The 23559-nt window shown below is 68.8% G+C and carries 21 protein-coding genes; 8 read left to right on the top strand and 13 right to left on the bottom strand.

Translation table 11 applies throughout. The features are described 5' to 3' along the window. Positions 1–58: 58 nt before the first annotated feature. The gene (locus tag AC3WQY_RS16625; protein ID WP_492709686.1) at positions 59–1735 is read right to left on the bottom strand and encodes a DEAD/DEAH box helicase; all 1677 of its coding nucleotides are present in this window, start codon (positions 1733–1735) and stop codon (positions 59–61) included. A 611-nt stretch (positions 1736–2346) separates the two neighbouring features. On the opposite strand from AC3WQY_RS16625, the gene AC3WQY_RS16620 reads away from it, so the two are divergent. Then, complete coding sequence (locus tag AC3WQY_RS16620; protein WP_492709685.1) at positions 2347–2937, top strand: DUF2087 domain-containing protein; 591 nt, start codon at positions 2347–2349, stop codon at positions 2935–2937. Here the strand turns inward: AC3WQY_RS16620 and AC3WQY_RS16615 are convergent. From AC3WQY_RS16615 to orn, 3 genes are all read right to left on the bottom strand, one after another. Next, positions 2920–4788, bottom strand: coding sequence for a helicase-related protein (locus AC3WQY_RS16615; RefSeq protein ID WP_492709684.1), 1869 nt, complete (start codon positions 4786–4788; stop codon positions 2920–2922). The genes AC3WQY_RS16620 and AC3WQY_RS16615 overlap by 18 nt on opposite strands. 158 nt (positions 4789–4946) lie before the next feature. Continuing rightward, positions 4947–6749, bottom strand: coding sequence for a chorismate-binding protein (locus AC3WQY_RS16610; protein WP_492709683.1), 1803 nt, complete (start codon positions 6747–6749; stop codon positions 4947–4949). Between the two features lie 10 nt (positions 6750–6759). Continuing rightward, positions 6760–7335 carry an oligoribonuclease gene (gene orn / locus AC3WQY_RS16605; RefSeq protein WP_492709682.1) on the bottom strand — a complete coding sequence of 192 codons (576 nt, stop codon included), beginning with the start codon at positions 7333–7335 and terminating at the stop codon, positions 6760–6762. A gap of 56 nt (positions 7336–7391) precedes the next feature. Between orn and AC3WQY_RS16600 the strand changes: the two genes are divergently transcribed. Genes AC3WQY_RS16600 through rsgA form a run of 3 tightly spaced genes read left to right on the top strand, consistent with a single transcriptional unit; the run spans position 7392 to position 9915 of the window. Continuing rightward, entirely contained in the window at positions 7392–8678 is a 1287-nt protein-coding gene (locus AC3WQY_RS16600) for a M48 family metallopeptidase (RefSeq protein WP_492709681.1), read from the top strand. Next, positions 8675–9007, top strand: coding sequence for a 4a-hydroxytetrahydrobiopterin dehydratase (locus AC3WQY_RS16595; protein WP_492709680.1), 333 nt, complete (start codon positions 8675–8677; stop codon positions 9005–9007). The genes AC3WQY_RS16600 and AC3WQY_RS16595 overlap by 4 nt, the downstream gene beginning before the upstream one ends. After that, positions 9004–9915 carry a ribosome small subunit-dependent GTPase A gene (gene rsgA / locus AC3WQY_RS16590; RefSeq protein ID WP_285231781.1) on the top strand — a complete coding sequence of 304 codons (912 nt, stop codon included), beginning with the start codon at positions 9004–9006 and terminating at the stop codon, positions 9913–9915. Before AC3WQY_RS16595 ends, rsgA begins: the two co-directional genes overlap by 4 nt. A gap of 6 nt (positions 9916–9921) precedes the next feature. Here the strand turns inward: rsgA and AC3WQY_RS16585 are convergent, their stop codons facing one another. The 6 genes from AC3WQY_RS16585 to AC3WQY_RS16560 form a co-directional block, all read right to left on the bottom strand. Then, the gene (locus AC3WQY_RS16585) at positions 9922–10179 is read right to left on the bottom strand and encodes a hypothetical protein (protein ID WP_492709679.1); all 258 of its coding nucleotides are present in this window, start codon (positions 10177–10179) and stop codon (positions 9922–9924) included. Positions 10180–10220: 41 nt separating this feature from the next. Beyond that, entirely contained in the window at positions 10221–10979 is a 759-nt protein-coding gene (locus AC3WQY_RS16580; RefSeq protein WP_492709678.1) for an SDR family oxidoreductase, read from the bottom strand. 45 nt (positions 10980–11024) lie between these two features. Next, the gene (locus tag AC3WQY_RS16575) at positions 11025–11318 is read right to left on the bottom strand and encodes a hypothetical protein (RefSeq protein WP_492709677.1); all 294 of its coding nucleotides are present in this window, start codon (positions 11316–11318) and stop codon (positions 11025–11027) included. 161 nt (positions 11319–11479) lie between these two features. Next, positions 11480–12544, bottom strand: a complete 1065-nt coding sequence (locus tag AC3WQY_RS16570) for a 6-phosphofructokinase (RefSeq protein WP_492709676.1) — start codon at positions 12542–12544, stop codon at positions 11480–11482. A gap of 20 nt (positions 12545–12564) precedes the next feature. After that, positions 12565–14628, bottom strand: a complete 2064-nt coding sequence (locus AC3WQY_RS16565) for a M3 family metallopeptidase (protein WP_492709675.1) — start codon at positions 14626–14628, stop codon at positions 12565–12567. 99 nt (positions 14629–14727) lie between these two features. Beyond that, complete coding sequence (locus AC3WQY_RS16560; RefSeq protein WP_492709674.1) at positions 14728–15393, bottom strand: hypothetical protein; 666 nt, start codon at positions 15391–15393, stop codon at positions 14728–14730. Positions 15394–15481: 88 nt separating this feature from the next. Between AC3WQY_RS16560 and AC3WQY_RS16555 the strand changes: the two genes are divergently transcribed. From AC3WQY_RS16555 to AC3WQY_RS16540, 4 genes are read left to right on the top strand one after another with little or no spacing between them, the layout of a single operon-like run. Beyond that, positions 15482–16051, top strand: coding sequence for a YaeQ family protein (locus tag AC3WQY_RS16555; RefSeq protein ID WP_492709673.1), 570 nt, complete (start codon positions 15482–15484; stop codon positions 16049–16051). A 7-nt stretch (positions 16052–16058) separates the two neighbouring features. After that, the gene (locus tag AC3WQY_RS16550; protein ID WP_492709672.1) at positions 16059–18110 is read left to right on the top strand and encodes a prolyl oligopeptidase family serine peptidase; all 2052 of its coding nucleotides are present in this window, start codon (positions 16059–16061) and stop codon (positions 18108–18110) included. A gap of 49 nt (positions 18111–18159) precedes the next feature. Next, positions 18160–19122, top strand: a complete 963-nt coding sequence (locus AC3WQY_RS16545; protein WP_492709671.1) for a Bug family tripartite tricarboxylate transporter substrate binding protein — start codon at positions 18160–18162, stop codon at positions 19120–19122. Next, positions 19122–19400, top strand: a complete 279-nt coding sequence (locus AC3WQY_RS16540) for a GNAT family N-acetyltransferase (RefSeq protein ID WP_492709670.1) — start codon at positions 19122–19124, stop codon at positions 19398–19400. The genes AC3WQY_RS16545 and AC3WQY_RS16540 overlap by 1 nt, the downstream gene beginning before the upstream one ends. A 2-nt stretch (positions 19401–19402) precedes the next feature. Here AC3WQY_RS16540 and AC3WQY_RS16535 read toward each other — a convergent pair whose 3' ends face one another. From AC3WQY_RS16535 to AC3WQY_RS16525, 3 genes are all read right to left on the bottom strand, one after another. After that, complete coding sequence (locus AC3WQY_RS16535; RefSeq protein WP_492709669.1) at positions 19403–20125, bottom strand: hypothetical protein; 723 nt, start codon at positions 20123–20125, stop codon at positions 19403–19405. A 147-nt stretch (positions 20126–20272) separates the two neighbouring features. After that, positions 20273–21652, bottom strand: coding sequence for an ATP-binding response regulator (locus AC3WQY_RS16530; protein WP_492709668.1), 1380 nt, complete (start codon positions 21650–21652; stop codon positions 20273–20275). Positions 21653–21748: 96 nt separating this feature from the next. Continuing rightward, positions 21749–23449: a long-chain fatty acid--CoA ligase gene (locus AC3WQY_RS16525; protein WP_492709667.1), complete on the bottom strand. Its 1701-nt coding sequence runs from the start codon at positions 23447–23449 to the stop codon at positions 21749–21751. Between the last annotated feature and the right edge of the window lie 110 nt (positions 23450–23559).

Below are 23559 nucleotides of genomic sequence, written 5' to 3'. Positions count from 1 at the left end.
TGTGCCATGAAAAAAAGAAAAGCCCGCCGAAGCGGGCTGTTCTCAAGCAAGGCAGCAATTACCTGCCGAAGCCACCCTTGCGCGGGCCGGCCGGGCCACGGCGGTCACCGCCGAAGCTGGGCTTGCCGCCGCCGCCAAAGCTGGGCTTGCCGCCAAACGAGGGCTTGCCTGCAAAGGAAGGCTTGCCGGCGTAGGCAGGCTTGTCACCAAAGCTGGGGCGATCGCCACGCGGGGCGAAGCCGCGGTCGTCACGGGGCGCAAAGCCGCGCTCTTCACGCGGTGCGAAACCACGCTCCTCGCGCGGTGCGAAGCCGCGATCGGCGCCACGGTCGTTGCGATCGGCGAAGCGCGGGTCGAAGCGCGGTGCGCCGTCACGACCGACATCACGACCAAAGGCCTTGCCGCCACCATCGCGGTTGCCGGCAAAGGCCGGACGGCCGCCATCGCGGTGGAAGGGCTTGCTGCCGAAGCCCTTGTTGAAGCCGCTCTTGTTGGCATAGCCAGCACGCGGGCCACGGTCTTCATAACCACCGGCGCCGGCGGGGCGCGGCGGGAAGATGCGCGGTTCTTGGGTCTTGGGCTCGAGGCCGGCGATCTGCGACACCGGGATGGTCTGGGTGGTGAACTGCTGGATGCGACGGATCATCGAGACATCGTCTCGCACGGCCAGGGTCACGGCCAGGCCTTCGCGGCCGGCACGGCCGGTACGGCCGATACGGTGCACATAGTCCTCGGCCTTCATCGGCAGACCGTAGTTGATGACGTGGCTGATGGTGGGCACGTCGATACCGCGGGCCGCCACATCGGTGGCCACCAGCACGCGCAGCTCGCGGCGGCGCAGGGCCATCAGGGTGCGGTTGCGGCGGCCTTGCGGCATGCCGCCATGCAGCGGGGCCACGGCGTGGCCGATTTCCTGCAGGCGCTCGGCCAGCCAGTCGGCATCGCGCTGGGTGCTGGTGAAGACCACGGCCTGGTCCAGCGTGGGCTCGGCCAGGATGGCTTCCAGCAGCTGGTCCTTGTGGTTGTTGTTGTCGGCCCAGTGCAGGCGCTGGGTGATGTTCTCGTGCGTGTCGGTGTGCGAAGCCACCTCGATGCGCTGCGGATCATTCAGCAGGTCTTGCGCCAGACGGCCCACATGGCCGGCAAAGGTGGCGCTGTACATCACGGTCTGGCGCGTGGCCGGGGTATGCGAAGCCACCACCTTGATGTCGTCGATGAAGCCCATGTCCAGCATGCGGTCGGCTTCGTCCAGCACCAGCATCTCGACGTTGTCGAGCACGCACTTGCCGGATTGCAGATGGTCCAGCAGGCGGCCGGGGGTGGCGATCAGGATGTCCAGCGGGCCCATCAGCTGACGGATCTGCAGGGGGTAAGGCATGCCGCCCAGCACGGTGGCGACGCGCAGGCCTTGCACATGGCGGCCATAGGTCGACGCGGCCTTGGAGACCTGCATCGCCAGCTCGCGGGTGGGGGCCAGCACCAGCACCTTGGGGCCGTAGATCTTGCCCTTTTCGCGGCGGGTATTGTTCTCGCCACGCGAGGCCAGGATCTTCTCCAGCGCGGGCAGGATGAAGGAGGCAGTCTTGCCCGAGCCGGTGCGCGAGGACACCATCAGGTCCTTGCCAGCCAGGCCGGCGGGAATCGCCAGTGCCTGCACGTCGGTGGCGGTCTCGTAGCCGGAATCCTTGACGGCGCGCAGCAGCGCTTCATGCAGACCCAAATTTTCAAAAGACATCGTTTTTCTTTCAACAAAGCCCTGCCCCGCCGGCCTGGAAACCGGACAAAAGCAGTCCTCGCCGCGCTGCCTCAGGCATGCGTGGCAAGACAGTAAAAGTCGCTGGGAGACAAGCTCGCGTCGATCACCGAGGCAGGCATGCGCAAGCGCTTGAACGCTTGGTGGCACGCAGAGGTGAGGCGCCGGGGGAACAGTCAAAGCGACGGCATCGCCGCCGACCGAACCCGAGGGTGTTCAGCGCGTCACGGCGAGTTGAAGGTAAGAATCAACTGCTGTGGCCTGAACGAGGTCAGAGGAGACGTACGAACCGCTGCGTGAAGCTTCTCTTCTCGAGATGGGAGCTTTGCAGCGAGAACGCGACTATAGCACGCTAGGGTTTTCCCCGGCAAGTCTTATCGACGTGACTTTCTGCCGGCCTGCGCGCCTGCTGCCTATACTGGGCCTCGGTCGGCAGTTCACCCAGGCCTTGCCGCGCGACCCGGTCGCGAGCTAAACCTGCCTTTGACAATTCGTTTTGGTCACGCGGAACACGTGTGCCAAGGCTGCAAGTCGGCAAGCCCAGCCGCTGTTGTGACGACAGCTTCAGGTGCACGCATTGGAGCGAGACATCCATGCCCCGTGATGCAATCCCCTGCGCCGTGCAGGACCTGTCGGCCTTCGCCAAGACGCTGCGCAGCCAGCTGCAGGCCCATGCCGAGAGCGCGGCCGAAGCGCCCAGCCACCTGACGCTAATGAATATGCTGGCGCGCGCCGCCGGCCATCGCAATCTGCAGGCACTGAAGGCCAGCCATGCCACCCAGCCGGGCAACAGCCATGGCCAGGCGACGCTGCCCGCACGCCAGCGTGCCCAGCCGGCGCATGGCCCGCGCCTGCCCGGCCTGAGCGAAACGGCCGACCGTGCGCTGCGCCAATTCGACGAACAGGGCCGGCTGGCGCGCTGGCCCACCAAGTACAGCGTGCAGCGCCATGCCATGTGGGGTTTGTGGATGCATTTCGATGCCAAGCGCCCCTACACCGAGCGCGAGGTCAACGAGATCCTGAAGTCGCGCCACAGCTTTGGCGATCATTGCACCTTGCGGCGCGAACTCGTCAACATGCGTCTGCTCGAGCGCACCGCTGACGGCGCCCGCTATCACAAGGTGGCGGCACGCCCCGACGCGGACGTCGCCGCCCTGCTGAAGGCCCTACGCCTGCGCGGCTAGGGCCAGTTGCAGCGCGGCCATGAAGCGCTGCAGTGCCGCAGCCTCGAGGAAGGGCTGGGCCGTGGGCTCGAAGTCCAGCTGCGCCGCCGGCAGCGCTGCCTGACCCTCATGTGCGGCCAGCAGGCCGGCATCCAGGCTGCCCGGCACCAGCAGCTGCCAGCTCAGCAGGCCGCGGCTGCCGCCGGCCACGCGGGCCACGCGCTGGGCCCGCTGTGCGGGATTCCAGGGCAGATCGGCATGCAAGAGCAGCGCCACGCCGGCGGCGCTCAGATCCAGGCCCGGGCAGGCCGCATCCACCGCCAGCAAGACCTGACCCTGCTCGCCCTGCCATTGCGCCAGCTCGGCCGCGCGCTGTGCGGGCGTCTGGTCGCGGCGCAGGCTGACCACGGCCAGGCCCAGTTCGGCGAGCCCCTGGGCCAGCATGGCCGCGGTGGCATCCTGCTGCACCGCGATCACCAGCTTCTGCGTCAGCGCCGGCATGATCTGCGGCAGCAGGGCCACGATGGCTTGCAGCTTGGCCGCGCAAGCCGGCTGGCCGACGGCAGCCTCGCGCAAGCGCGCCACCGCGCGCAGCAGTTGCAGCTGCTCGGCATGGGCCAGATAGCCCAGGCGCTGCCAGCGCTGCAGCAGCTGCCTGCTCTGCGCCAGTGCCTCGGCATCGGGCCGCACGCCATCGGCCTGCACCCAGAGCGGCTGTTCCAGCGACAGCGGCAGGGCTTGGCCCAGATCGCGCTTGCGGCGGCTCAGCATCACCATCTGCAGGGCCTCGCGCTGCTGGCGCTTGGAGGCATCCGCGCCCAGCGCGCGCAACTGTGCCAGCGGGCCGCGGCGCTGCGCGTCCAGCCAGTCCGCCAGCGCGTCCAGCTGGGGCTCGCCCAGCAGTTCGCGATCGGCCAGCAGCCACAGCCAGGGCGCCTGCACCGCAAGCAGCGGGCCCAGCTCGGCGAGCTCCTGCACCGCATCGACGATCAAGCAGTCCGCCGCTTCGTCGCCGCGCAGCTCAGCGGGCGCCAGCAAGCGCAGCTCGGCCGGCCAGCCACCCAGGAGGCGCTGCGCCTCGGCCTGCCAGGCCGCGTGGCGCTCGGCCGGCGCCACCAGCAGACCCCGGCCCAGGCCGAACTGCAACGCCGCCAGACGCCAGGCCGCCAGCGCGGGGGCGCGCTGCGACAGACCCAGATCGTCGGCCAGCAGGGCGCGGCCGGCGCAGACGGCGAACAGCGCCGCCTCCCACTGGAAACCATGCAGGGGCACCTGCACCAGCGTGGCCAGGCCCTGACCGTCCGGATACGCGGCCTCCAGGCGCAGCACGCGCGCCTCGGCGTCGCGGCCCGGGGCCAGCTGCAGCCAGACCTCGTCGGCGACGCGCAACTCATGGCCGGCGTCGGCGGCCAGCGTCAGCAAGCGCTGCAACTGCTGCTCCATCGGCTGCGCATCCAGCACCAACCCGGAGGGCGCATCGGCACCAGGCTGCAGCAACAGGCCGCGCTGCAGGCCCTGGTCCAGCGTCAGGCCGCTGTACGCCGGTGGCACCGGCGGCGTCAGTGGAGCTTCAACAACAGGCTTGGTCTTGCGCGCGGCGGGTCTCTTGCGGGCCGCCGGTTTGGCGGCAGCCACCACGGCCGGCGCTGCCACTGCCACTGCCTCAGCCGGCTTGGTCTTGCTGCGTGCCGCCTTGCGTGCCGGCTTGGCCTTGGGCTCGACCGGCGCAGGGGCTTCCACCACCTTGGCCGCTGCGGCCGCCTTTGTCTTCTTCAGCGCCGGTTTCTTGGCCGCGACCTTGCGCGCCGGCTTGGGCTCGCTGACGACCTCGCTCACGAGCTCGCTGACAGCCTCGCTAACAGCCTTGCTCACGGCCGGCTTGGTTGCGGGCTTCTTCGCCGCTGCCTTCTTTGCAGTCTTGCGCGCCGGCTTGGCGGGGACCTTGGCTTCGACAACAGCCTCGGCAATGGGTTCTGCCGCCTCGCGGCGGCTCTTGATGGACGTGGCCATGGATGCTTGAAACGGAAAATTCAGCTCGTGATCAGCTCGGCGGGGCACCAGCCCCGCAGGCTGTTGAAAAAAGCCAGCGCCTGGGCTCTTGCCAGGTCGCTCTTGAGGAGGCGTGCTTCGCGCACGCGCCCCTGGGCCAGCAGCTCCTCGCGCAGCACACCCGGCAACAGGCCGGATGCGCGTGCGGGCGTGAGCCACTCGCCGTCAATCTGGAGCGCGATATTGCCGAAGCTGCACTCGGTGAGTTCCTCTTGGGTGTTCCACAGCAGCAGGTCGAAGGCTGCCGCCGGCTTGTGGCGTACGCAGGCTTCATAGAGCTCGCGCCGCGTGGTCTTGTGTTGCACGAATTCTGCCGCAGCGCCGAGGCTGGCGATGGGCTCGGGCGCCAGCGCCAGCCGCAGCGGCAGGGGGCTGGGCGTGTAGGCCAGCGCTTCGGCATGGATGGCAGCCTGCGCGTCCAGCGTCAGCCGCACGCGCCAGCAGCCCTCGCCATGCTGCGCCGCCAGGGCCTGCAGGGCCTCGCGCACGCGCGCCGGCGAAAGCCTGAGCCCGAAATGCTGGGCGGTGCGCTGCAGCCGTGCCAGATGGCCGGGCAGGCGTTGGTAGGCGCCCTGCTCCAGCCTGAGCGTTTCCAGCGCCGCGATGGGTGCCTCGGCACGCAGCAGAAAGCGCGTCTTGGCGCGCCATTCGGCCAGTTCGGCGGCGGGCTCGGAGTCCAGCGTGATGGCGCTGCCGATGCCGCATTGCAGGCGCGCGCCCTGCCACTCGACGGTGCGTATCGGCACATTGAAGGTCGCCACGCCGCCCGGCTGCATGAGGCCCAGCGCGCCGCAGTACCAGCCGCGCGCGTCCGGCTCCAGCTCACGGATGATCTGCATCGCCCGCACCTTGGGCGCGCCGGTGACCGAACCGCAGGGAAACAGTGCCGCGAACACCTCGGCTAGGCTCAGCCCGGGGCGGCTCACCGCCGTGACGGTGGAGGTCATCTGCCAGACCGTGGGCAGGGCATGCAGCTCGAACAGGCGCGGCACGCGCACCGAGCCCAGCGTCGCCACGCGGCCCAGGTCATTGCGCAGCAGGTCCACGATCATCAGGTTCTCGGCGCGTTCCTTCTCGCTGGTGCGCAGATAGGCTTGCGCGGCCTCGTCCTCCACCACATCGTTGCCGCGCGGCGCCGTGCCCTTCATGGGCTGGGCGGCGAGCAGCCAGCTGCGCTGGCTCTCGGGCAGCGGGCGCCAGTCGAAGAACAGCTCGGGCGAAACGCTGGCCACGCCGGCGCTGCGCAGGAACAGCGAGAAGCCGCCCGGTTGCTGCGCATGCAGGGCCAGGAAGAGCCGGGCCGGATCGAGGTCCGCCGGCAGTGCCGCGTGCAGCCGCGTGGTCAGGTTGATCTGGTAGCAGTCGCCGGCGCGGATCCACTCGCGCACCCGTTCGATCTGCACGGCCTCGTCGGCGTCGGCCTGCACGTCCGCCCAGCCCAGCGGGCCGGTGAAGCAGTCCGCCTCGGCCGGCCAGGGCTGCGGGGCCTGGTGGTAGATCGCGAACTCGGCCAGCGGCTGCGCGCTCGCCCGCGTGGCCAGGGCCGCGTCGAGCGCACCGGCGGCCTCGTAGCGCAGCCCACCCAGCACCCAGGCACCCGCGCGCGCGGCCTGCTGGGCCTGGGCGATCACGCCGGCCAGCTCGCCCGGGCTGTGCGCCAGCAAGCGCTGCGCCGGCGCCTCGTAGAAGGCACCACGCAGGCGCTCGCCGTCTTCGCGAGCAAGCGGATGGCGCGGGAAATCAAAAGCCGCCCAGAGCTGCTCGGGGCGGCGCGTGCTGCTCATGGCCGAGGCTTCAGAGGCTCAGGAAATGCGTGCGGTAATAGGCCAGCTCGTCGATGGACTCATGGATGTCGGCCAGCGCGGTATGCGCCTGGGCCTTCTTGAAACCTTCGATGATGCCGGGCTTCCAGCGCCGCGCCAGTTCCTTCAGCGTCGAGACATCGAGATTGCGGTAGTGGAAGAAGTCTTCCAGCGAGGGCATGTAGTTGGCGAGGAAGCGGCGGTCCTGGCAGATGCTGTTGCCGCACATCGGCGACTTGCCGGCCGGGACATAGGCCTTCAGGAATTCGATGGTCTTGGCGGCCGCTTCTTCCTCGCTCACCGTCGAGGCCTTGACGCGATCGATCAGGCCGCTCTTGCCATGGGTGCCCTTGTTCCAGGCATCCATCTTGTCCAGGGTCTCGTCGCTCTGATGGATGGCGAACACCGGGCCTTCGACGCGCACCGTCAGCTGGGCGTCGGTCACCACCACCGCCACCTCGATGATGCGGTCCCTGTCCGGGTAGAGGCCGGTCATTTCAAGATCGATCCAGATCAGGTTCTGCTCATGCGAAGTCAGGGTGGCCACGGGGCTCGTGTTCTCGGTCATGCGTCGGTTCCAGTACGTTCGTCGCCGCTATTGTCGCAGGCCTACACTTGCGGCCCATGCAGCCGACGTTTCTTCCCGCACTCTCCCCCGCAGCCCTGAGCATCGCCTTTGTCATCGCCCTGCTGCTCTCGCTGGCGCTGCGGCTGTGGCTGGCGACGCGCCAGATCCGCCACGTGATGGTGCACCGCGAGGCCGTGCCCGCCGCCTTTGCCGCCACCGTGCCCCTGGCCGCCCACCAGAAGGCCGCCGACTACACGGTGGCACGCAGCCGTTTCGGCATCCTCAACATGGCCTTCGGTGCCGCCATGCTGATCGCCTGGACACTGCTGGGCGGGCTCGACGCGCTGAACCTGGCACTGCAGGATGCGCTGTTTGCGCGCTTCGGCGCGATGGCCTACCAGCTCGGCTTGCTGGTGGCCTTCACGCTGATCGGCGCGCTGATCGAGCTGCCCTGGGAGCTCTACAACACCTTCCGGCTGGAGCAGCGCTTCGGCTTCAACCGCACCACGCTCAAGCTCTATGTGCTGGATGCGCTCAAGGGCGCCCTGGTCGGCGCCCTGATCGGCCTGCCGATTGCGGCGCTGATCCTGTGGCTGATGGGCGCCGCAGGAGCGGCCTGGTGGCTGTGGGCCTGGGGGGCCTGGGTGGGCTTCAACCTGCTCATCATGGTGCTCTACCCGACCGTGATCGCGCCGCTGTTCAACAAGTTCGAGCCACTGGCCGATGCCGGCCTGCGCGAGCGCGTGGAAGCCCTGATGGCGCGCTGCGGCTTCGCCGCCAAGGGCCTGTTCGTGATGGACGGCAGCCGGCGCTCCGCGCATGGCAATGCCTATTTCACCGGCATCGGCGCGGCCAAGCGGGTGGTGTTCTTCGACACCCTGCTGGCGCGCCTGAACGGCCCCGAGGTGGAGGCGGTGCTGGCGCACGAGCTGGGCCACTTCAAGCACAAGCATGTGCTCAAGCGCATGCTGAGTCTGTTTGCGCTGAGCCTGCTGGCCTTTGGCCTGCTCGGCTGGCTGAGCCGCCAGACCGGCTTCTACCTGGCCTTCAGCGTGCAGCCCAATATGGCCGCCCCCAATGACGCGCTGGCGCTGCTGCTCTTCATGCTGGTGCTGCCGGTGTTCGGCTTCTTCTTCACCCCGCTCTCGGCCCTGATCTCGCGCAAGCACGAGTTCCAGGCCGATGCCTATGCCTGCGCCCAGGCCAGCGGTGCGGACCTGGCCGCCGCCCTCTTGAAGCTGCACGAGGACAATGCCGGCACGCTCACGCCCGACCCGGTCTACGCGCGCTTCTATTACTCACATCCCCCTGCCAGCGAACGCCTCGCTGCGATCCTGAAATGAACCTGCTGCTCGCCCAATGCACGCCCCAGCGCGAGGCCCTCGCTGCCGAACAACTGCCTGATTGGCTGGCCCAGGTGCCCGGCTGGTTGCCCGACCCCGAGGCCAAGCTGATAGCCCTCCGCTTCGAGTTCGAGAACTTCTACCAAGTGATGGCCTTCGTCAACGCGGTGGCCGAGATCGCACATGCGCAGGACCACCATCCCGAGCTGATGCTCAGCTACAGCGTCTGCACGGTGAGCTTCAGCACGCATAGCGCGCAAGGCCTGACCCCCAACGATTTCATTTGCGCGGCGCAGGTGAGCGCGCTGCCGGAAGCCAGCGCCGCATGACGGCCAAGTTCGCCACGCTCGATCTCGGCCTGGTGGTGCGCGGCCATGGCCGCCACTACATCATCGAGGACAGCGAGGGCCGGCGGCGCGTCTGCCACCCGCGCGGCAAGAAGAGCGATTGCGTGGTCGGCGACATGGTGCGCTGGGCCGAGGTGAGCAGCGACGAGGGCGTGGTGGAAGCGGTGGAGCCGCGCCGCAACCTGCTGTTCCGCCAGGACGAATGGAAGACCAAGAGCTTTGCCGCCAATCTGGACCAGCTGCTGGTGCTGGTGGCGGTGGAGCCGGTGTTCAGCGAGTCGCAGCTGACGCGCGCGCTGATTGCGGCCGAGAGCGCCGGCATCGCCGCCACCATCGCGCTCAACAAGACCGACCTGCCCGGCGCCGCCACCCAGCGCGCGCGCCTGCAGCCCTACCGCGACATGGGCATCGAGGTGCTGGAGGTGGCGCTGAAGGCCGACCCGCTGGCCTCGCGCGCCCTGCTGGCGCCCTGGCTGGAAGGCAAGCGCAGCTTTGTGCTGGGGCCCAGTGGCACCGGCAAGAGCACGCTGATCAATCTGCTGATTCCCAATGCCGCCGCCCAGGTGGGCGATATCTCGGTGGCGCTGAACTCGGGCCGCCACACCACCACCACCACGCAGTGGTACTGGATGGACGAGCGGCGCCAGACGGCGCTGATCGATTCACCCGGCTTCCAGGAATTCGGCCTCAAGCAGATCGAGCCCATGCAGCTGCCGCTGCTGATGCCCGACCTGAAGAAGCATGCGGACCATTGCCGCTTCTACAACTGCACCCATATGCACGAGCCCGGCTGCGGCGTGCGCGACGCGGTGGACGCTGGGCTGATCAGTCCCTCGCGCTACCGCATCTATGGCGAGATCCTGCAGGAGCTGAGCAGCAAGCGCTGGTAAGCGGCGCTACTCGAGCCGCGGCGTCACGGCGGGCACCTCGCGTGCCTCCACGTCCACCACCTCGCCAGCGGGCCTGGCACGCGCGGCGCCACCCGGACGGAACTGGCGCGCGCGCGCAAAGCCGGACAGATCGACCACCGGTTTGCGGCCGCGCAGCAGGCTCCAGAGCATCAGGCCCAGCACCGTCACCAGGGCCACGGCCATCAGGCCCAGCACCAGCAGCACGGTGAAGACCGTGAAGACCAGGCGGGCGACAAGGGACAACACAGCAGAGATCAAGGCATTCCTCTCTCGGTCAATTCAATTCAGCCACGCCCCACGAAGGGCATGCTCGTGGCCATCACGGTCATGTTCAGCACATTGGCCGAGAGCGGCAGGCCGGCCATATAGAGCACCGCGCTGGCAGCATGGGCCACATCCATGGTGGCCTCGGCCATCAGGCTGCCATTGGCCTGCGGCACGCCGCGAGTCATCGGCATGGCCATCTCGGTGAGGGCATTGCCGATGTCGATCTGGCCGCAGGCGATGTCGAAGGCGCGCCCGTCCAGCGCCAGCGCCTTGGTCAGGCCGCTGATGGCATGCTTGGTCGCGGTATAGGGCGCGGAGTTGGGCCGCGGCGCATGCGCCGAGACCGAGCCGTTGTTGATGATGCGGCCACCGCGCGGCGATTGCGACTTCATCAGCGCAAACGCGGCCTGGGCGCAGTAGAAGCAGGCGTTCAGATTGACGTTCACCACCGCCTGCCATTGCGCCGCGCTGAGTTGGTCCACCGGCACCGCCGGGGCGCTGATGCCGGCATTGTTGAAGAGCAGATCGAGCCGGCCGAACTCGGCCTTGACGCGTGCAAACAGCGCCTGCACCGCCTCGGGGTCGCTGACGTCGGCCGGCAGCACCAGCGCGCGCGCCGGCGCTGCCGCCAGACCCGCGGTTTCCTCCAGCGGCGCCACGCGCCGGCCCACCAGGGCGACGCGGTAACCGGCGTCCAGCAGGGCCAGTGCCGCGGCGCGGCCGATGCCGGTGCCGGCACCGGTGACGAGTGCGGTTCGATGTGCCGTGTCGCTCATGCCATCCATCCCAACAAGATGGGCTGGATCATAGGCAAGGTTTCATCAGCGCGCTGCCGCCGTGGGGTTGGCCAGGGCCAGCTGCTGTGCATCCGCCGCATCCTGGCGCTTGCCTTCGACGACCACGCGCGGCAGCTGCGCCACGCTCTGCTCGGCCTGGCTGGTGCCGGTGATCACCACGCGCGGCAGGGTCTCGACATGGCTGCCGACATCGGCCTGCACCGCGCCCATCATCAGCACGCCACTGGCAAGACCTGTCACCACGCCCAGCACCAGGGCCAGGCTCTTGACGCGGTCGTAGCGGTCGTAGCAGTAAACGGTGTTGGTTGTTGCGCTCATCTCAGCCTCCTTGGGTGGCGGGCTGCGCCCGCGGCATGGACTGAAATGTGCCTGGGGCAAACCCTAGGCTCCAGCCACATGCGACCAAGGCACGGCCTGGGAGGATGAATTGCGCTTGGCTGGGATGAACGGGTAAACCCTAGATCCTCCGCGAAGGCAAATCAGCCCAGGCAGATGCCGAGGCTGCGTGCACGCAGCAGCAGCTCGTCGTCCAGGCCCACCTGGCGGGCCCGGCCCGCCACATCGCCCAGCGGCACGGACGTGCATTGGTTGCCCTGCAGCGCCACCATGCGGCCGAACTGCCCCCGCATCACCAGCTCGGCGGCGGCCACGCCGAAGCGGGTGGCCAGCACACGGTCGAAGGCGGTGGGATGGCCGCCGCGCTGCAGATGGCCCAGCAAGGTGTAGCGCAGCTCGGTCTCGGCCCCCAGCAGGGGTTCGAGCTCGTGCATCAGGCGCTGGCCAATGCCGCCCAGGCGGATGGTGTCAGGGCTTGCCTCCAGGTATTGCTGCACGCTGAACTCGCCGCCCTCGGGCTTGGCGCCCTCGGCCACGCACAGCAGCGCATAGCCCTGCTCGGCCATGCGCTGGCGGCAAAAGGCGGCCACGCGCTCGGTGTTGTAGGGCAGCTCGGGCAGCAGGATGGCATCGGCCCCGCCGGCCAGGCCGCCCTCCAGCGCGATCCAGCCGGCATAGCGGCCCATGGTCTCCAGAATCATCACCCGGCCATGGCTGCGCGCGGTGGTCTCCAGCCGGCCCAGCGCCTCGGCCACCACCGCCACCGCGGAATCGAAGCCGAAGCTGCGCTCGTTCAGCGCCAGGTCGTTGTCGATGGTCTTGGGCACGCCCACCACCGGCACGCCCAGGCGCGCAAAACGCTCGGCAATCGTCATGGTGCCGTCGCCGCCCACCACCACCAGGCTGTCGATGCCCTGCCGGCCCAGGAAGTCGAGCGCGCGACCGGAGCAGTCGCTGCCATTGGCGCCGAAGTAGTGAAACGGATCGGCACGGTTGTGCGTGCCCAGCAGGGTGCCGCCCACATTGACGATGCCACGCACCGCGGCCTCGTCCAGCGGCCGGCTGCGCCCCTCCAGCAGCCCCAGGAAGCCGCGCTCGATGCCGCTCACGCGCGCGCCGCAGCCATGCATCAGCGCCAGGCTGACGGCGCGTATCACCGCGTTGAGGCCCGGGCAATCGCCGCCGCCGGTCAGGATGCCTACATGCATGCCTTGCTCCTCTGCTCTGTTCAGGCCGGGATCAGCCCGCGCGCGCGCAGCATCGGCTGCACCACCGCGTCGCGGCCACGGAAGGCGCGGAAGGCTGCACCCGGTTCGCGGCTGTTGCCCACCGAGAGTATGCAGTCGACCAGGCGCTGCGCCACCCCGGCGTCGAAGGCGCTGCCGGCCTCGACAAAGGCCTCGAAGCCGTCGCAGTCCAGCACCTCGGCCCAGAGGTAGACGTAGTAGCCGGCCGCATAGCCGCTGCTGGAGAACAGATGCTGGAAATGCGCCAGGCGGTGGTTCATGCCGATCGCGGCCGGCAGACCGGCCGCACGCATGGTCTCGGCCTCGAAGGCCGTGATGTCCGGCCCCTCGGCGCCGCCCAGCGAGTGGGCGGCCAGGTCGACGATGGCGGAGGCGCAATAACGCACCGTCTCGTAGCCCTGGTTGAAATGCTCGGCCGCCTTGAGCTTGGCCAGCAGCGCATCGGGGATGGCCTCGCCGGTCTTGACATGGCGCGCATGCTTCTTCAGCACCTCGGGCTCGGCCATCCAATGCTCGAAGATCTGCGAGGGCAGCTCGACAAAATCGCGCAGCACCTGGGTGCCGGAGAGGCGCTCGAACTCCACGTCCGACAGCAGGCCGTGCAGGCCATGGCCGAACTCGTGGAACAACGTGCGCACGTCGTCAAAGCTCAGCAGCGTGGGTTCGCCGGCCGCGCCCTTGGCGAAGTTGTTGTTGTTCAGGATGATGGGCAGGGTGCGGCTGCCCTCGCCCTGCAGATTGCGCGCCTGCCAGCGCAGCGCATTCATCCAGGCGCCGCTGCGCTTGGTGGGGCGCGCGAAGTTGTCGTGCAGGAACACGCCGCGCAGCTCGCCGGCGGCGTTCTGCACCTCGTAGACCCGCACATCCGGGTGGTAGGCCACCACCTCGGGCTGGTACACGAAGCGCAGGCCGAACAGGCGCTGGGCGCAATCGAACAGCGCCTGCACCATCGCATCCAGCGCGAAGAAGGGCTTGACCTGGGCATCGTCCAGCTCGTAGCGCACCTGGCGCACCTTCTCGGCGTAGTAGCGCCAGTCCCAGGCTTCCAGGCCATGGGCATGGCCCAGCGCCGCCATCTCGCCCTCCAGCAGTTCGCGCTCGCGCTGGGCCGCCGCCTTGGCGGGCTCCCACACTTGGTCCAGCAGGCCCTGCACCGCGGCGCGGCTGCCGGCCATGGTGTCGGCCAGCGCGTAGTCGGCATAGCAGGCATGGCCATGCAGGCGCGCCTGCTCGTTGCGCAGGCTCAGGATCTCGCGCGCGATGGCCCGGTTGTCGGTGGCGCCGTCGTTCTCGCCGCGGCTGGTCCAGGCGCGCCAGGCCTGCTCGCGCAGGTCGCGGCGCTCGCTGAAGCTGAGGAAGGGCACGATCAGCGAGCGCGACAGCGTGATCGCGTACAGGCCCGCATCGAGGCCGCGGTCCAGCGCCGCCTGGCTGGCGCTGGCGCGCACGAAGTCGGGCAAGCCGGCCAGCTCGGCCTCGCTGCGCAGCAGCAACTGGTAGCCGTTCTCGTCGGCCAGCACGTTCTGCGCGAACTGGGTGTTGAGCTCGGCCAGGCGCTCCATCACCTGGGCATAGCGCTGTTGCTCGGCCGGGGCCAGGCGGGCGCCCGCGCGCACGAAGTCCAGGTGCACGCGCTCCAGCAGGCGCAGCTGCTCGGGGCTCAGGCCCAGCGCGGCACGCTGCTGGTAGAGCGCATCGACGCGCCGGAACAGCCCGGCATGCATGTAGACGGCGCTGTTGTGCGCCGCCAGCGGTGCGGCCAGGGCGCGCTGGGCGGCCTGCAGCTCCGGCGAGGTGGCCGAGGCCGACAGGGTGTAGAACGCATGTTCCAGTGCCGCCAGCAGGCGACCGCTGCGGTCAAAGGCCGCCAGGGTGTTGGCAAAGCTGGGCGCCTGCGCTTGCGCGGCGATGGCGTCGAGCTCGGCGCGATGCGATCGCAGCGCGGCCTCGAAGGCGGGGGCGAAATGCGCCGCCTCGATCTGCGCGAAGGGGGGCAGGCCGTAGGGAGTGTTCCAGGTTTGCAGCAGAGGGTTGCTTGTCGTCATGGCAGGTCCGGTGATGGCGCCGTTGATTGTAAAAACGGCGCCTGCCCCGGGTGGGGGCGGCGCCGTTGTCTGTGCGAGCTGCAAGCCCGCGCTCGCGACTTACTTCATTTCCTTCTTGATGGCGATCTCGTCCGCCTCGTCATAGGCCTTGTTGGCGCAGGACTTCTTCCATTCGTCGTGCTTGTCGAAGTAGTTGTCGACACGGGTGGACAGCTCGTCCTTGGCCTTGTTGTGGGCCTCGACCTTGGTGTCGAAGCTCTTGCGCTCGGCCAGATAGGCGTCCTTGGACTTGTTGTGCGCCTCGATGCGCTCGTTCAAGGCATTCGCCTTGGCCATGTACTCGTCCTGCTTGGCCTTGAGCTCGGCCTTCTCCAGCTTGGAGGCCTGCGCGGTGATGTCGGCATGCATCTTCAGCAGCGCGTCCTGCTCGGCCTTGATGGCGTTGACATTGGCGGACAGCGCTTCCTCGCGCTTGGGGAACTCGTTCTTGGCCGCCAGCAGGGCTTCGCGCTCGGCCTTCTGCTCGGCCTCGACGACCTTGATCGCCTTGGCCTCTTCGTCGTTGGCGGCCTGGGACTTCATGCAGGCGCGCAGCTCGTCGCGCGTCATCAGCACCTGCTTGGGCTTCTCCACGACCGGTTTGCTGACCTTATTGTTCTTGGGGTCGACCTTGGCGTTGGGGTTGACCGTCTGGGCCTGCGCCAGGACGGGCACCAGGGCAGGCACAAGGGCCGTGAGGCAGACGGAGAGAAGCAGTCGTTTCATGGCAGAACTCTAGCGTGGGCAAAGGCGGCAATCATGCCACGAGGCGCGGCCAAGGATAATCCGCAGCTTTCCTCATCCGGCATTCCCCATGGCAATCAAGGCCACCATCTACAAAGCCACGCTGCAGATCTCCGACATGGACCGCCATGTCTATGGTGAACATGGCCTGACCATCGCCCGCCACCCCTCCGAAACCGACGAGCGCATGATGCAGCGCGTGCTGGCCTTTGCCATGCACCTGCCGGCCGACGATCTGCAGGGCAAGCTGGAATTCAGCAAGGGCCTGTCCGATGTGGACGAGCCCGAGCTCTGGCAGCGCGACCTGACCGGCGAGGTGGTGCACTGGATCGACCTGGGCCAGCCCGACGAGCGCCGCATCCGCCAGGCCTGCGGCAAGGCGCAGCGCGTCACCGTCATCAGCTATGCCAGCAGCACGCCGGTGTGGTGGGCCGGCATCGAGAACAAGCTGACCCGCCTGCCCAAGCTGGCGGTCTGGCAGATCCCCGCCGAGCAGAGCCAGGCGCTGGCCGCGCTGGCCGAGCGCGGCATGCAGCTGCAGATCAGCATCCAGGACGGCGCCGTCTATGTCTCCACCGAGAAGGGCTCGGTGGAGATCAGCCCGCTGTGCCTGCGCGCGGCCGCTGCCTCGGGCGCATAAAGCCACCATGGCCATCGACAGCACGCCCGCCGACCCGCATGCCTGGCTCGAGGAGGTGCTGGCGCCGGCCGCACTGGACTGGGTGCGCGCGCACAACGCCCGCACGCAGCAGCAGCTCGAGGCCACACCGCGCTACCCGCGCCTGCGCCGGGACTTGCTGGCGATCCTCAACGCCAGCGACCGCATCCCCGGCGTGATGCGCATGGGCCCCTGGCTCTACAACCTCTGGCAGGACGAGCAGCACAGGCGCGGCCTGTGGCGCCGCACCAGCCTGGCCGAGTACCGCAAGCCCGAGCCGGCCTGGGAGACCGTGCTGGACCTCGACGCGCTCGGCGCGGCCGAGCAGGAAAGCTGGGTCTTCCAGGGCGTCCAGGGCCTGGCGCCCGACTACCGGCGCTGCCTGCTGACGCTCTCGCGCGGCGGTGCGGATGCCAGCGTGGTGCGCGAATTCGATACCGTCGACAAGCGCTTTGTGGTCGGCGGCTTCGAGCTGCCCGAGGCCAAGAGCGAGATCGAATGGGCGGACGCCGACAGCGTCTATGTGGGCACCGATTTCGGCCCCGGCAGCCTCACCGATTCGGGCTATCCGCGCGTCATCAAGCGCTGGCTGCGCGGCACGCCGCTGTGCGCCGCCCGTACCGTCTTCGAGGGCGAGCGCAGCGATGTGGCGGTATCGGTGCATGTCGAGCGCAGCCATGCGCGCACCCTCTTCACCCGCGCCATCGATTTCTACCACCAGACCGAGTTCCTGCTGCAGGACGGCCAGTTGCTGGCGCTGGACCTGCCCAGCGACGCGCAGCTCTGCTTCTGGGGCCCGCGCCTGCTGGTGGAGCCGCGCAGCGACTGGACGGTGGGCGGCCAGACCTTTGCCGCCGGCTCGCTGCTGCTCACCGATGCGGCGGCCTTTCTGAACGGTGCGCGCCGCTTCCAGGCGCTCTTCACGCCCGGCCCGGCGCGCACCCTGGCCGGCTACACCACCACGCGCCAGCACCTGCTGCTGAACATCAGCGAGAACGTTGCCAGCCGGCTGGAGGAATGGAGCTTTGCCGATCCGGCCGCGCCCCGGCTGCGGCCGGTCCAAGCCCCCTTCCCCGGCACGCTGACCCTGGCCAGCCTGCACGATGAGGAGCTGCCTGATGACGATCTGGCCGACGCCTATTTCGTCCATTACGCCGACTTCCTCACCCCCGACACCCTCTACCTCGCCAGCGCCGGGAGCGACGCGCGCGAGCTGCTGAAGCAGCGCGTGCCGCAGTTCGATGCCGACGGCATGCGCGCCGAACAGCATTTCGCCCGCAGCCGCGACGGCACCCACGTGCCCTATTTCGTGGTCTGGCCCCGCGGCGCCCAGGCCGACGGCAGCAACCCCACCCTGCTCTATGGCTATGGCGGCTTCGAGATCTCCATGCAACCCGGCTACTCGGGCGGCCGCGGGCGCGCCTGGCTGGCCGAGGGCGGCGTGTTCGTGCTGGCGAATATCCGCGGCGGTGGCGAGTTCGGCCCGGCCTGGCACCAGGCCGCCATCAAGGCCGGCAAGCAGCGCAGCTTCGACGACTTCATCGCCGTGGCCGAGGACCTGATCGCCCGCCGCATCACCAGCCCCCGGCACCTGGGCATCATGGGCGGCAGCAATGGCGGCCTGCTGGTGGGTGCGAGCTTTGTGCAACGGCCCGAGCTCTTCAATGCGGTGATCTGCCAGGTGCCGCTGCTGGACATGCGCCGCTATCACCGGCTGCTGGCCGGCGCCTCCTGGATGGCCGAGTATGGCGACCCCGATCAGGCCGCCGAATGGGCCTTCATCTCCGCCTACAGCCCCTACCAGAACCTCAAGCCGGGCCTGCCCTACCCCAAGCCCCTGTTCACCACCTCGACGCGCGACGACCGCGTGCATCCGGGCCACGCCCGCAAGATGGTGGCGAGCCTGAGCGAGCTGGGCCATGCGGTGCTGTACTACGAGAACATCGAGGGCGGCCATGGCGGCGCGGCCGACAACGAGCAGCGCGCCAGCCTGCAGGCGCTGGAATACAGCTATCTCTGGCAGCAGTTGGCCCAGCGCTGAGGGCCAGGTCTTGACACACAATGGCGGCCACGCCCTCAAGGAGCCCGCCATGTCGCTCAACAAAACCATTGCCGCCGCGGCCCTGCTCGCGCTGAGTCTCGGTGCCCAGGCCGCCTTCCCCGACAAGCCAGTGAAGATCATCATCGGCTTCCCCGCCGGCGGGCCGCTGGACGCCCATGCCCGCCTGATGACCGACCGCCTGCAGGCCCTGCTGGGCCAGCCGGTGATCGTGGACTACAAGGCCGGCGCGGGCGGCAGCGTGGGGGCCGAATTCGTGGCCAAGTCGCCCGCCGACGGCTACACCCTGCTGCTGGCCAATACCGGCACCATGGTGATCAACCCGGCGCTCTATGCCAAGCTGGGCTACAGCACGCTGAAGGACTTCGCACCGGTGGCGCGCACCGCCCAGCAGCCGCTGGCCATGGTGGTGCACCCCGGGGTCGAGGCCAAGACCCTGGGCGAGTTCATCGCGCTGGCGCGCAAGAACCCCGGCAAGCTCAACTACGGCTCGGCCGGCAACGGCGGCATCTCGCACCTGGTGCCCGAGATGTTCAAGCAGGCCACCGGCATCTTCATGGTGCACATTCCCTACCGCGGCAGCGCGCCGGCCTTCACCGACCTGATGGGCGGCCAGGTGCAGTTCATGGCCGAATCGATCCCGCAGGCGGCCAGCTATGCCAAGCAGGGCCGCGTGCGCGCCCTGGCCGTCACCGGTGCCAAGCGCAACCCGGCGCTGCCGGAGGTGCCCACCATGGCCGAGGCCGGCGTGAAGGACTTCGAGGTGGTGGGCTTCTACGGCATCCTGGCGCCGGCCGGCACGCCCAAGGACGTGGTGGCGAAGCTGGGCGAGGCCTTCCGCCAGACCCTGGACACGGCCGAGATCCGCAGCAAGATGGTGAGCCAGGGCGCCGACCCGGCCTTCCTCGGCCCGGACGCCTTCACGGCGCAGTTGCAGCGCGAACTGCCGCGCTGGGCCGACGCGGTGAAGCGCTCCGGCGCCAAGGTGGACTGATGGCGCTGCAGATCCGGCACGACGCGGCGGCCCGTCAGTTCTGGGCCGAACCCTTGCCCGGCCAGCGCTGCGAGCTGGACTATCTGCTGCGCCCCGGCCAGGTGGTGTTCCACCACACCGGCGTGCCGCGCGCGCTGGAGGGCCGCGGCCTGGCGGCGCAGCTGGTCACACATGGCCTCGCCTGGGCGCGCGCGCAGGGCCTGAAGGTCGTGCCCAGCTGCAGCTATGTCGACGCCTTCATGCGCCGCCACCCGGAGTGGCAGGATCTGCGCGCCTGAACTCAGGCGCGCGGCCGGCGCCGCGGCAGCGACAGCGCGAACAGACCCAGCGCGGCCAACAACACCGTCGACGGCTCGGGCAGCGCCTGCATCGACGTGACATGGCCAATCACATAGCCATAGTCGCCGCAACCATCCACCCAGTTGTTCGGGTCATGGTCGTAGCGGCACACAAAGAACTGGTTCACAAACAGCTTGCTGACATCGAAGGCCTGCGTAGGCATGAGGTCGCCAAGAACCGTCAGCAGACTCAGGTCCAGCGAGCGCATGATCAGGCTGGCATTCATGTCGATGTTGTGGCCGTTCACCTGGCCACTGAACTCGTCGGTCAAGCCGAAGGAAACGCCATCGACCTGCTTGCTGGGATCATCGGGCGCGAAGTAGCCATCGCGCACGATGATGTCCTGCTGCACATCGTTGTCGAGCGTCGCGTCGACCGAGCCGGACTTGACGGACATGCCCAGCGAGTTGTTGAAGAAGTTGTAGCGGTAGCCGCTGCCGTCCTTGGGATCCAGCAGCTTGTTGCGCAGCGCCTGCGCACTGTCGAAGCTGACCGTCAGCTCGAAGGTTCGCCCAACCGCAATGTCGGCGTTCAGATCGGCCCAGTTGGTGCGATTCACCTCGTCAAACACGCCCGAGAACAGCCATCTGACGGGCGCCGCCTGCGCCGGCGCAGTGGCCAGCAGGGTGACGCCAAGCAAGAGCCCAATGACGTTGCGACGCATAGTCGTTCTCCTTGAAGCAGGACAAGGAAGGCATGCCGAAAGTAACGGCCCGGTGGACGATAGCACCGCGCACCAGGCGGCACACCCCGCGTTCGTGGGTCTCGAAAACACGCATGGAAACGGCGCCCTGGCGCGGGCGGCTGCGTCCTAGCGCGCGGCCGGCGTGCTCGACAGCAGGCGGCTGACATCCTGGCGAAAGCGCTCGAAGTCGAGCGGCTTGGTCCAGTAGTCGAGCGCACCCGCCGCCCGCGCCGCCTGCGCATCCTCGGCCGCGGCGCTGGCCGAGAGCGCCACCACCCGCAGGCCGGCGCTGGCGGGGTCGGCGCGCAGGGCCTGCAGCACCTGCTCGCCGCTGCCATCGGGCAGGCGCATGTCCAGCAGGATCAGATCGGGCGCGCAGCTGCGCGCCAGGCGCAGGCCCTCGGCGACGCTCTCGGCCTTGAGCAGTTCCACATCGGGCCAGGCCAGCAGCAGCTGCTCCACCAGCAGCATATTGACCTCGTTGTCCTCGATGCACAGCACGCGCCCGCGGGGCAGTGCCGCGGCACCGGGCTCGGCCAGGGGCAGGCTCACGCTGAACGCGCTGCCCTCACCCAGGCGGCTCTGCACGGCGATCTCGCCGCCCATCATCTGCAGCAGCTGCCGCGTCAATGCCAGGCCGATGCCGGTGCCCTGGATGGCGCTGTGCTCGCGGCCCAGACGGTTGAAGGGTTCGAACAGATGCGTTTGCTGCTCGGCACTGAGCCCCAGGCCCGTGTCGCTGACGGTGATGCGGGCCCGGCCGTCCGGCGCGTCGAGCTCGAGCCGCAGCTCGCCCTGCTCGCGGTTGTACTTGATGGCATTGCTGAGCAGGTTCAGCACCACCTGGCGCAGGCGCACCGGATCGCCCTGCACGCGCAGGTCGGCACTGCTGCGAAAGCGCGGCTCGGCGCGCAGGCCGCGCGCCAGCGCCAGCGGCAGGCTCATCTCCCAGGCCTCGTCCAGCACCGCGCGCAGCGAGACCTCGCTGACGCGCAGCGCCACCCGCCCGGCCTCGATGCGCGAGACGTCCAGCACATCGTCGATCAGCTCGGTGAGGTGCCAGCCGGCGCGCTCGATATGGTCCAGATGCCGATGCGGCGTGCCCTGCTGCTGCGGCAGCTCGGCGCGCAGCAGCTGGGCAAAGCCCAGCACCGCGTTCAGCGGCGTGCGCAGCTCATGGCTCATGCGCGAGAGGAAATCGGTCTTGGCACGGTTGGCCGCCTCGGCCACCGCCTGGGCCTGGCGCGCCTGCTCGGCCAGCTGAGCCTGGTTGAGCTCGCGCATCACGCGGCGCACCGCATGGCGCTGCCAATGCTGGTGCACGCGCACATTCAGGCCCAGGCCGGGCAGGGCCAGCGCGGCCCAGACCCAGGCCTGCTCGGGCATCTGCAGCATGGCCAGGGCGGCCATGGCCAGCAGCGGCAGGGAGGTCAGCAGCAGGGACAGGCGCGCGGTGGGCACGGCGGCACGCCGCACGCGCAGGCGCCGGCCTCGGAACAGTGGCATGTCAGGGCACTCGGGGCTTCTATTTCAACAGCCGGCATTGCACCCGCATGCGCCGCCCGGCGTCTTAATCAAGATCAAGGGCGGCGATAGAAAAGCTCAGGAAGGCTCGCGCTCCTGCAGCAAACGCCACATCACCTTGCCCGAGCCCGACTTGGGCAGGCTGTCGGCGAACTCGATGATGCGCGGCACCTTGTAGGCCGCCATATGCTCGCGCGACCAGGCGATGATGTCCTCGGGCGTGGTCTTGCCCCTGGCCTCGGCGCGCAGCACCACCACCGCCTTGACGGTCTCGCCGCGATAGGCGTCGCGCGTCGCGATGATGCAGGCCTCCTGCACCGCGGGATTCTTGTAGAGCAGCAGCTCCACCTCGGAGGGCCAGACCTTGTAGCCGCTCGCGTTGATCATGCGCTTGAGGCGGTCGGTGATGAAGAAATAGCCTTCCTCGTCCATGCGCCCCAGATCGCCGGTGCGGAAGAAGCGCTTGCCCTCGCGCTCGATGAAGGCGGCGGCCGTGGCCTCCGGCTGGTGCCAATAGCCCTTGAACACCATCGGGCCGCTGGTGATGATCTCGCCCACCTCGCCGATCGGCAGCTCGTCCAGCGTGACCGGGTCGATGATGCGCGAATCGACGCCGAAGATCGGTATGCCCAGGCATTGCAGCTTGGCGCGCTCGGGCGGGTTGCCATGCGAGGGCGCGGCGGTCTCGGTGAGGCCATAGCCCTCGGCGAAGGTGAGGCCGAACTCGCGCTGCAGGCGCTCGGCCACCGCCTGCGGCATCGCCGCGCCGCCACCGCTCAGATAGCGCAGGCTGGAGAGGTCGAAGCGCTGGTAGTTGGGGCTGCCGAACAGGTCGATGATCATGGTCGGGATGCAGGTCCAGTGCGTGACCTTGTGCCGCGAGATCAGCTGGCCGGCGAGCTCGCGCTCCCAGCGCGGCATGATGACGATGCTCATGCCCAGGAACACCGGGCCCAGCACGCCGTAGAGCAGGCCGGTGATGTGGAACATCGGCACCACCGCCAGACAGATCGCCTCGGCCGAGGCATAGCCCCATTGGCCGCCGCCGCAGGTGTTGGCCATCAGCGTGCGGTTGCTGTGCATGCAGCCCTTGGGCAGGCCGGTGGTGCCCGAGGTATAGGGCAGCAGGGCCAGATCGTCGGATTTCGCCTGATGCGGGCCGGGCCGCAGGCCGGCGGCCAGCGCCTCCGGCCAGCGCACCACGCCAGCCGGCAGGGCCGGCTCGGCCATCAGCCATTGGCGCATCGCCTCCGGCATGTCGGCGGCCGGCCCGCCCGCCGGCAGGGCATCGGCATAACGGGTGACCAGCATGGCCGGCAGGCGTCGCTCGGGCGGCAGGGCGGCATTGGCCGCGGCCACCACGTCCACCAGGTCGGCGCTGCAGATCACCAGCTTGGTCTGGGGATCGGTGATGTAGTGGCCGAACTCCTCGGCGCGGTTCATCGGATTCACCGGCACCACCACCGCGTTGGCGCGGTTGACCGCGTAGAAGGCGACCAGGAACTGCGGGCAGTTCTGCATGAAGAGGGCCACGCGGTCGCCCGCCCCCACCCCTTGCGCCTGCAGCCAGCCGGCCAGGGCCAGGGCTTCGTCATGCAGCTCGCGGTAGCTCTTGACCGCGCCGCAATACAGCGTAGCCGGCTTGTGCGGATAGCGTTGCGCCGCCACCTCGAGGTTGAACCACAGCGAGGTCTCGGGGATCTCCAGCTCCAGGGGCAGGCGCTTGGGCCAATGGCTGCGCTGGGCGATCTTCTGGGGACTTGCGGTCTCTGCGCTCATGGGGGTTTGTCTCCTGTTTACGCGCATCTTCCACGGCCGCGCGCCCCCTGCCTGTCTCAGCAGCGACACGCCCGGCCGAGTGCAGCGGCCGGGTGATTTCAAATTTGACA

This window comes from Roseateles sp. FW301-B2, assembly GCF_058788955.1.
The sequence above is the reverse complement of the archived record's forward strand: the minus strand, read 5'-3'. Positions and strand labels throughout refer to the sequence as shown.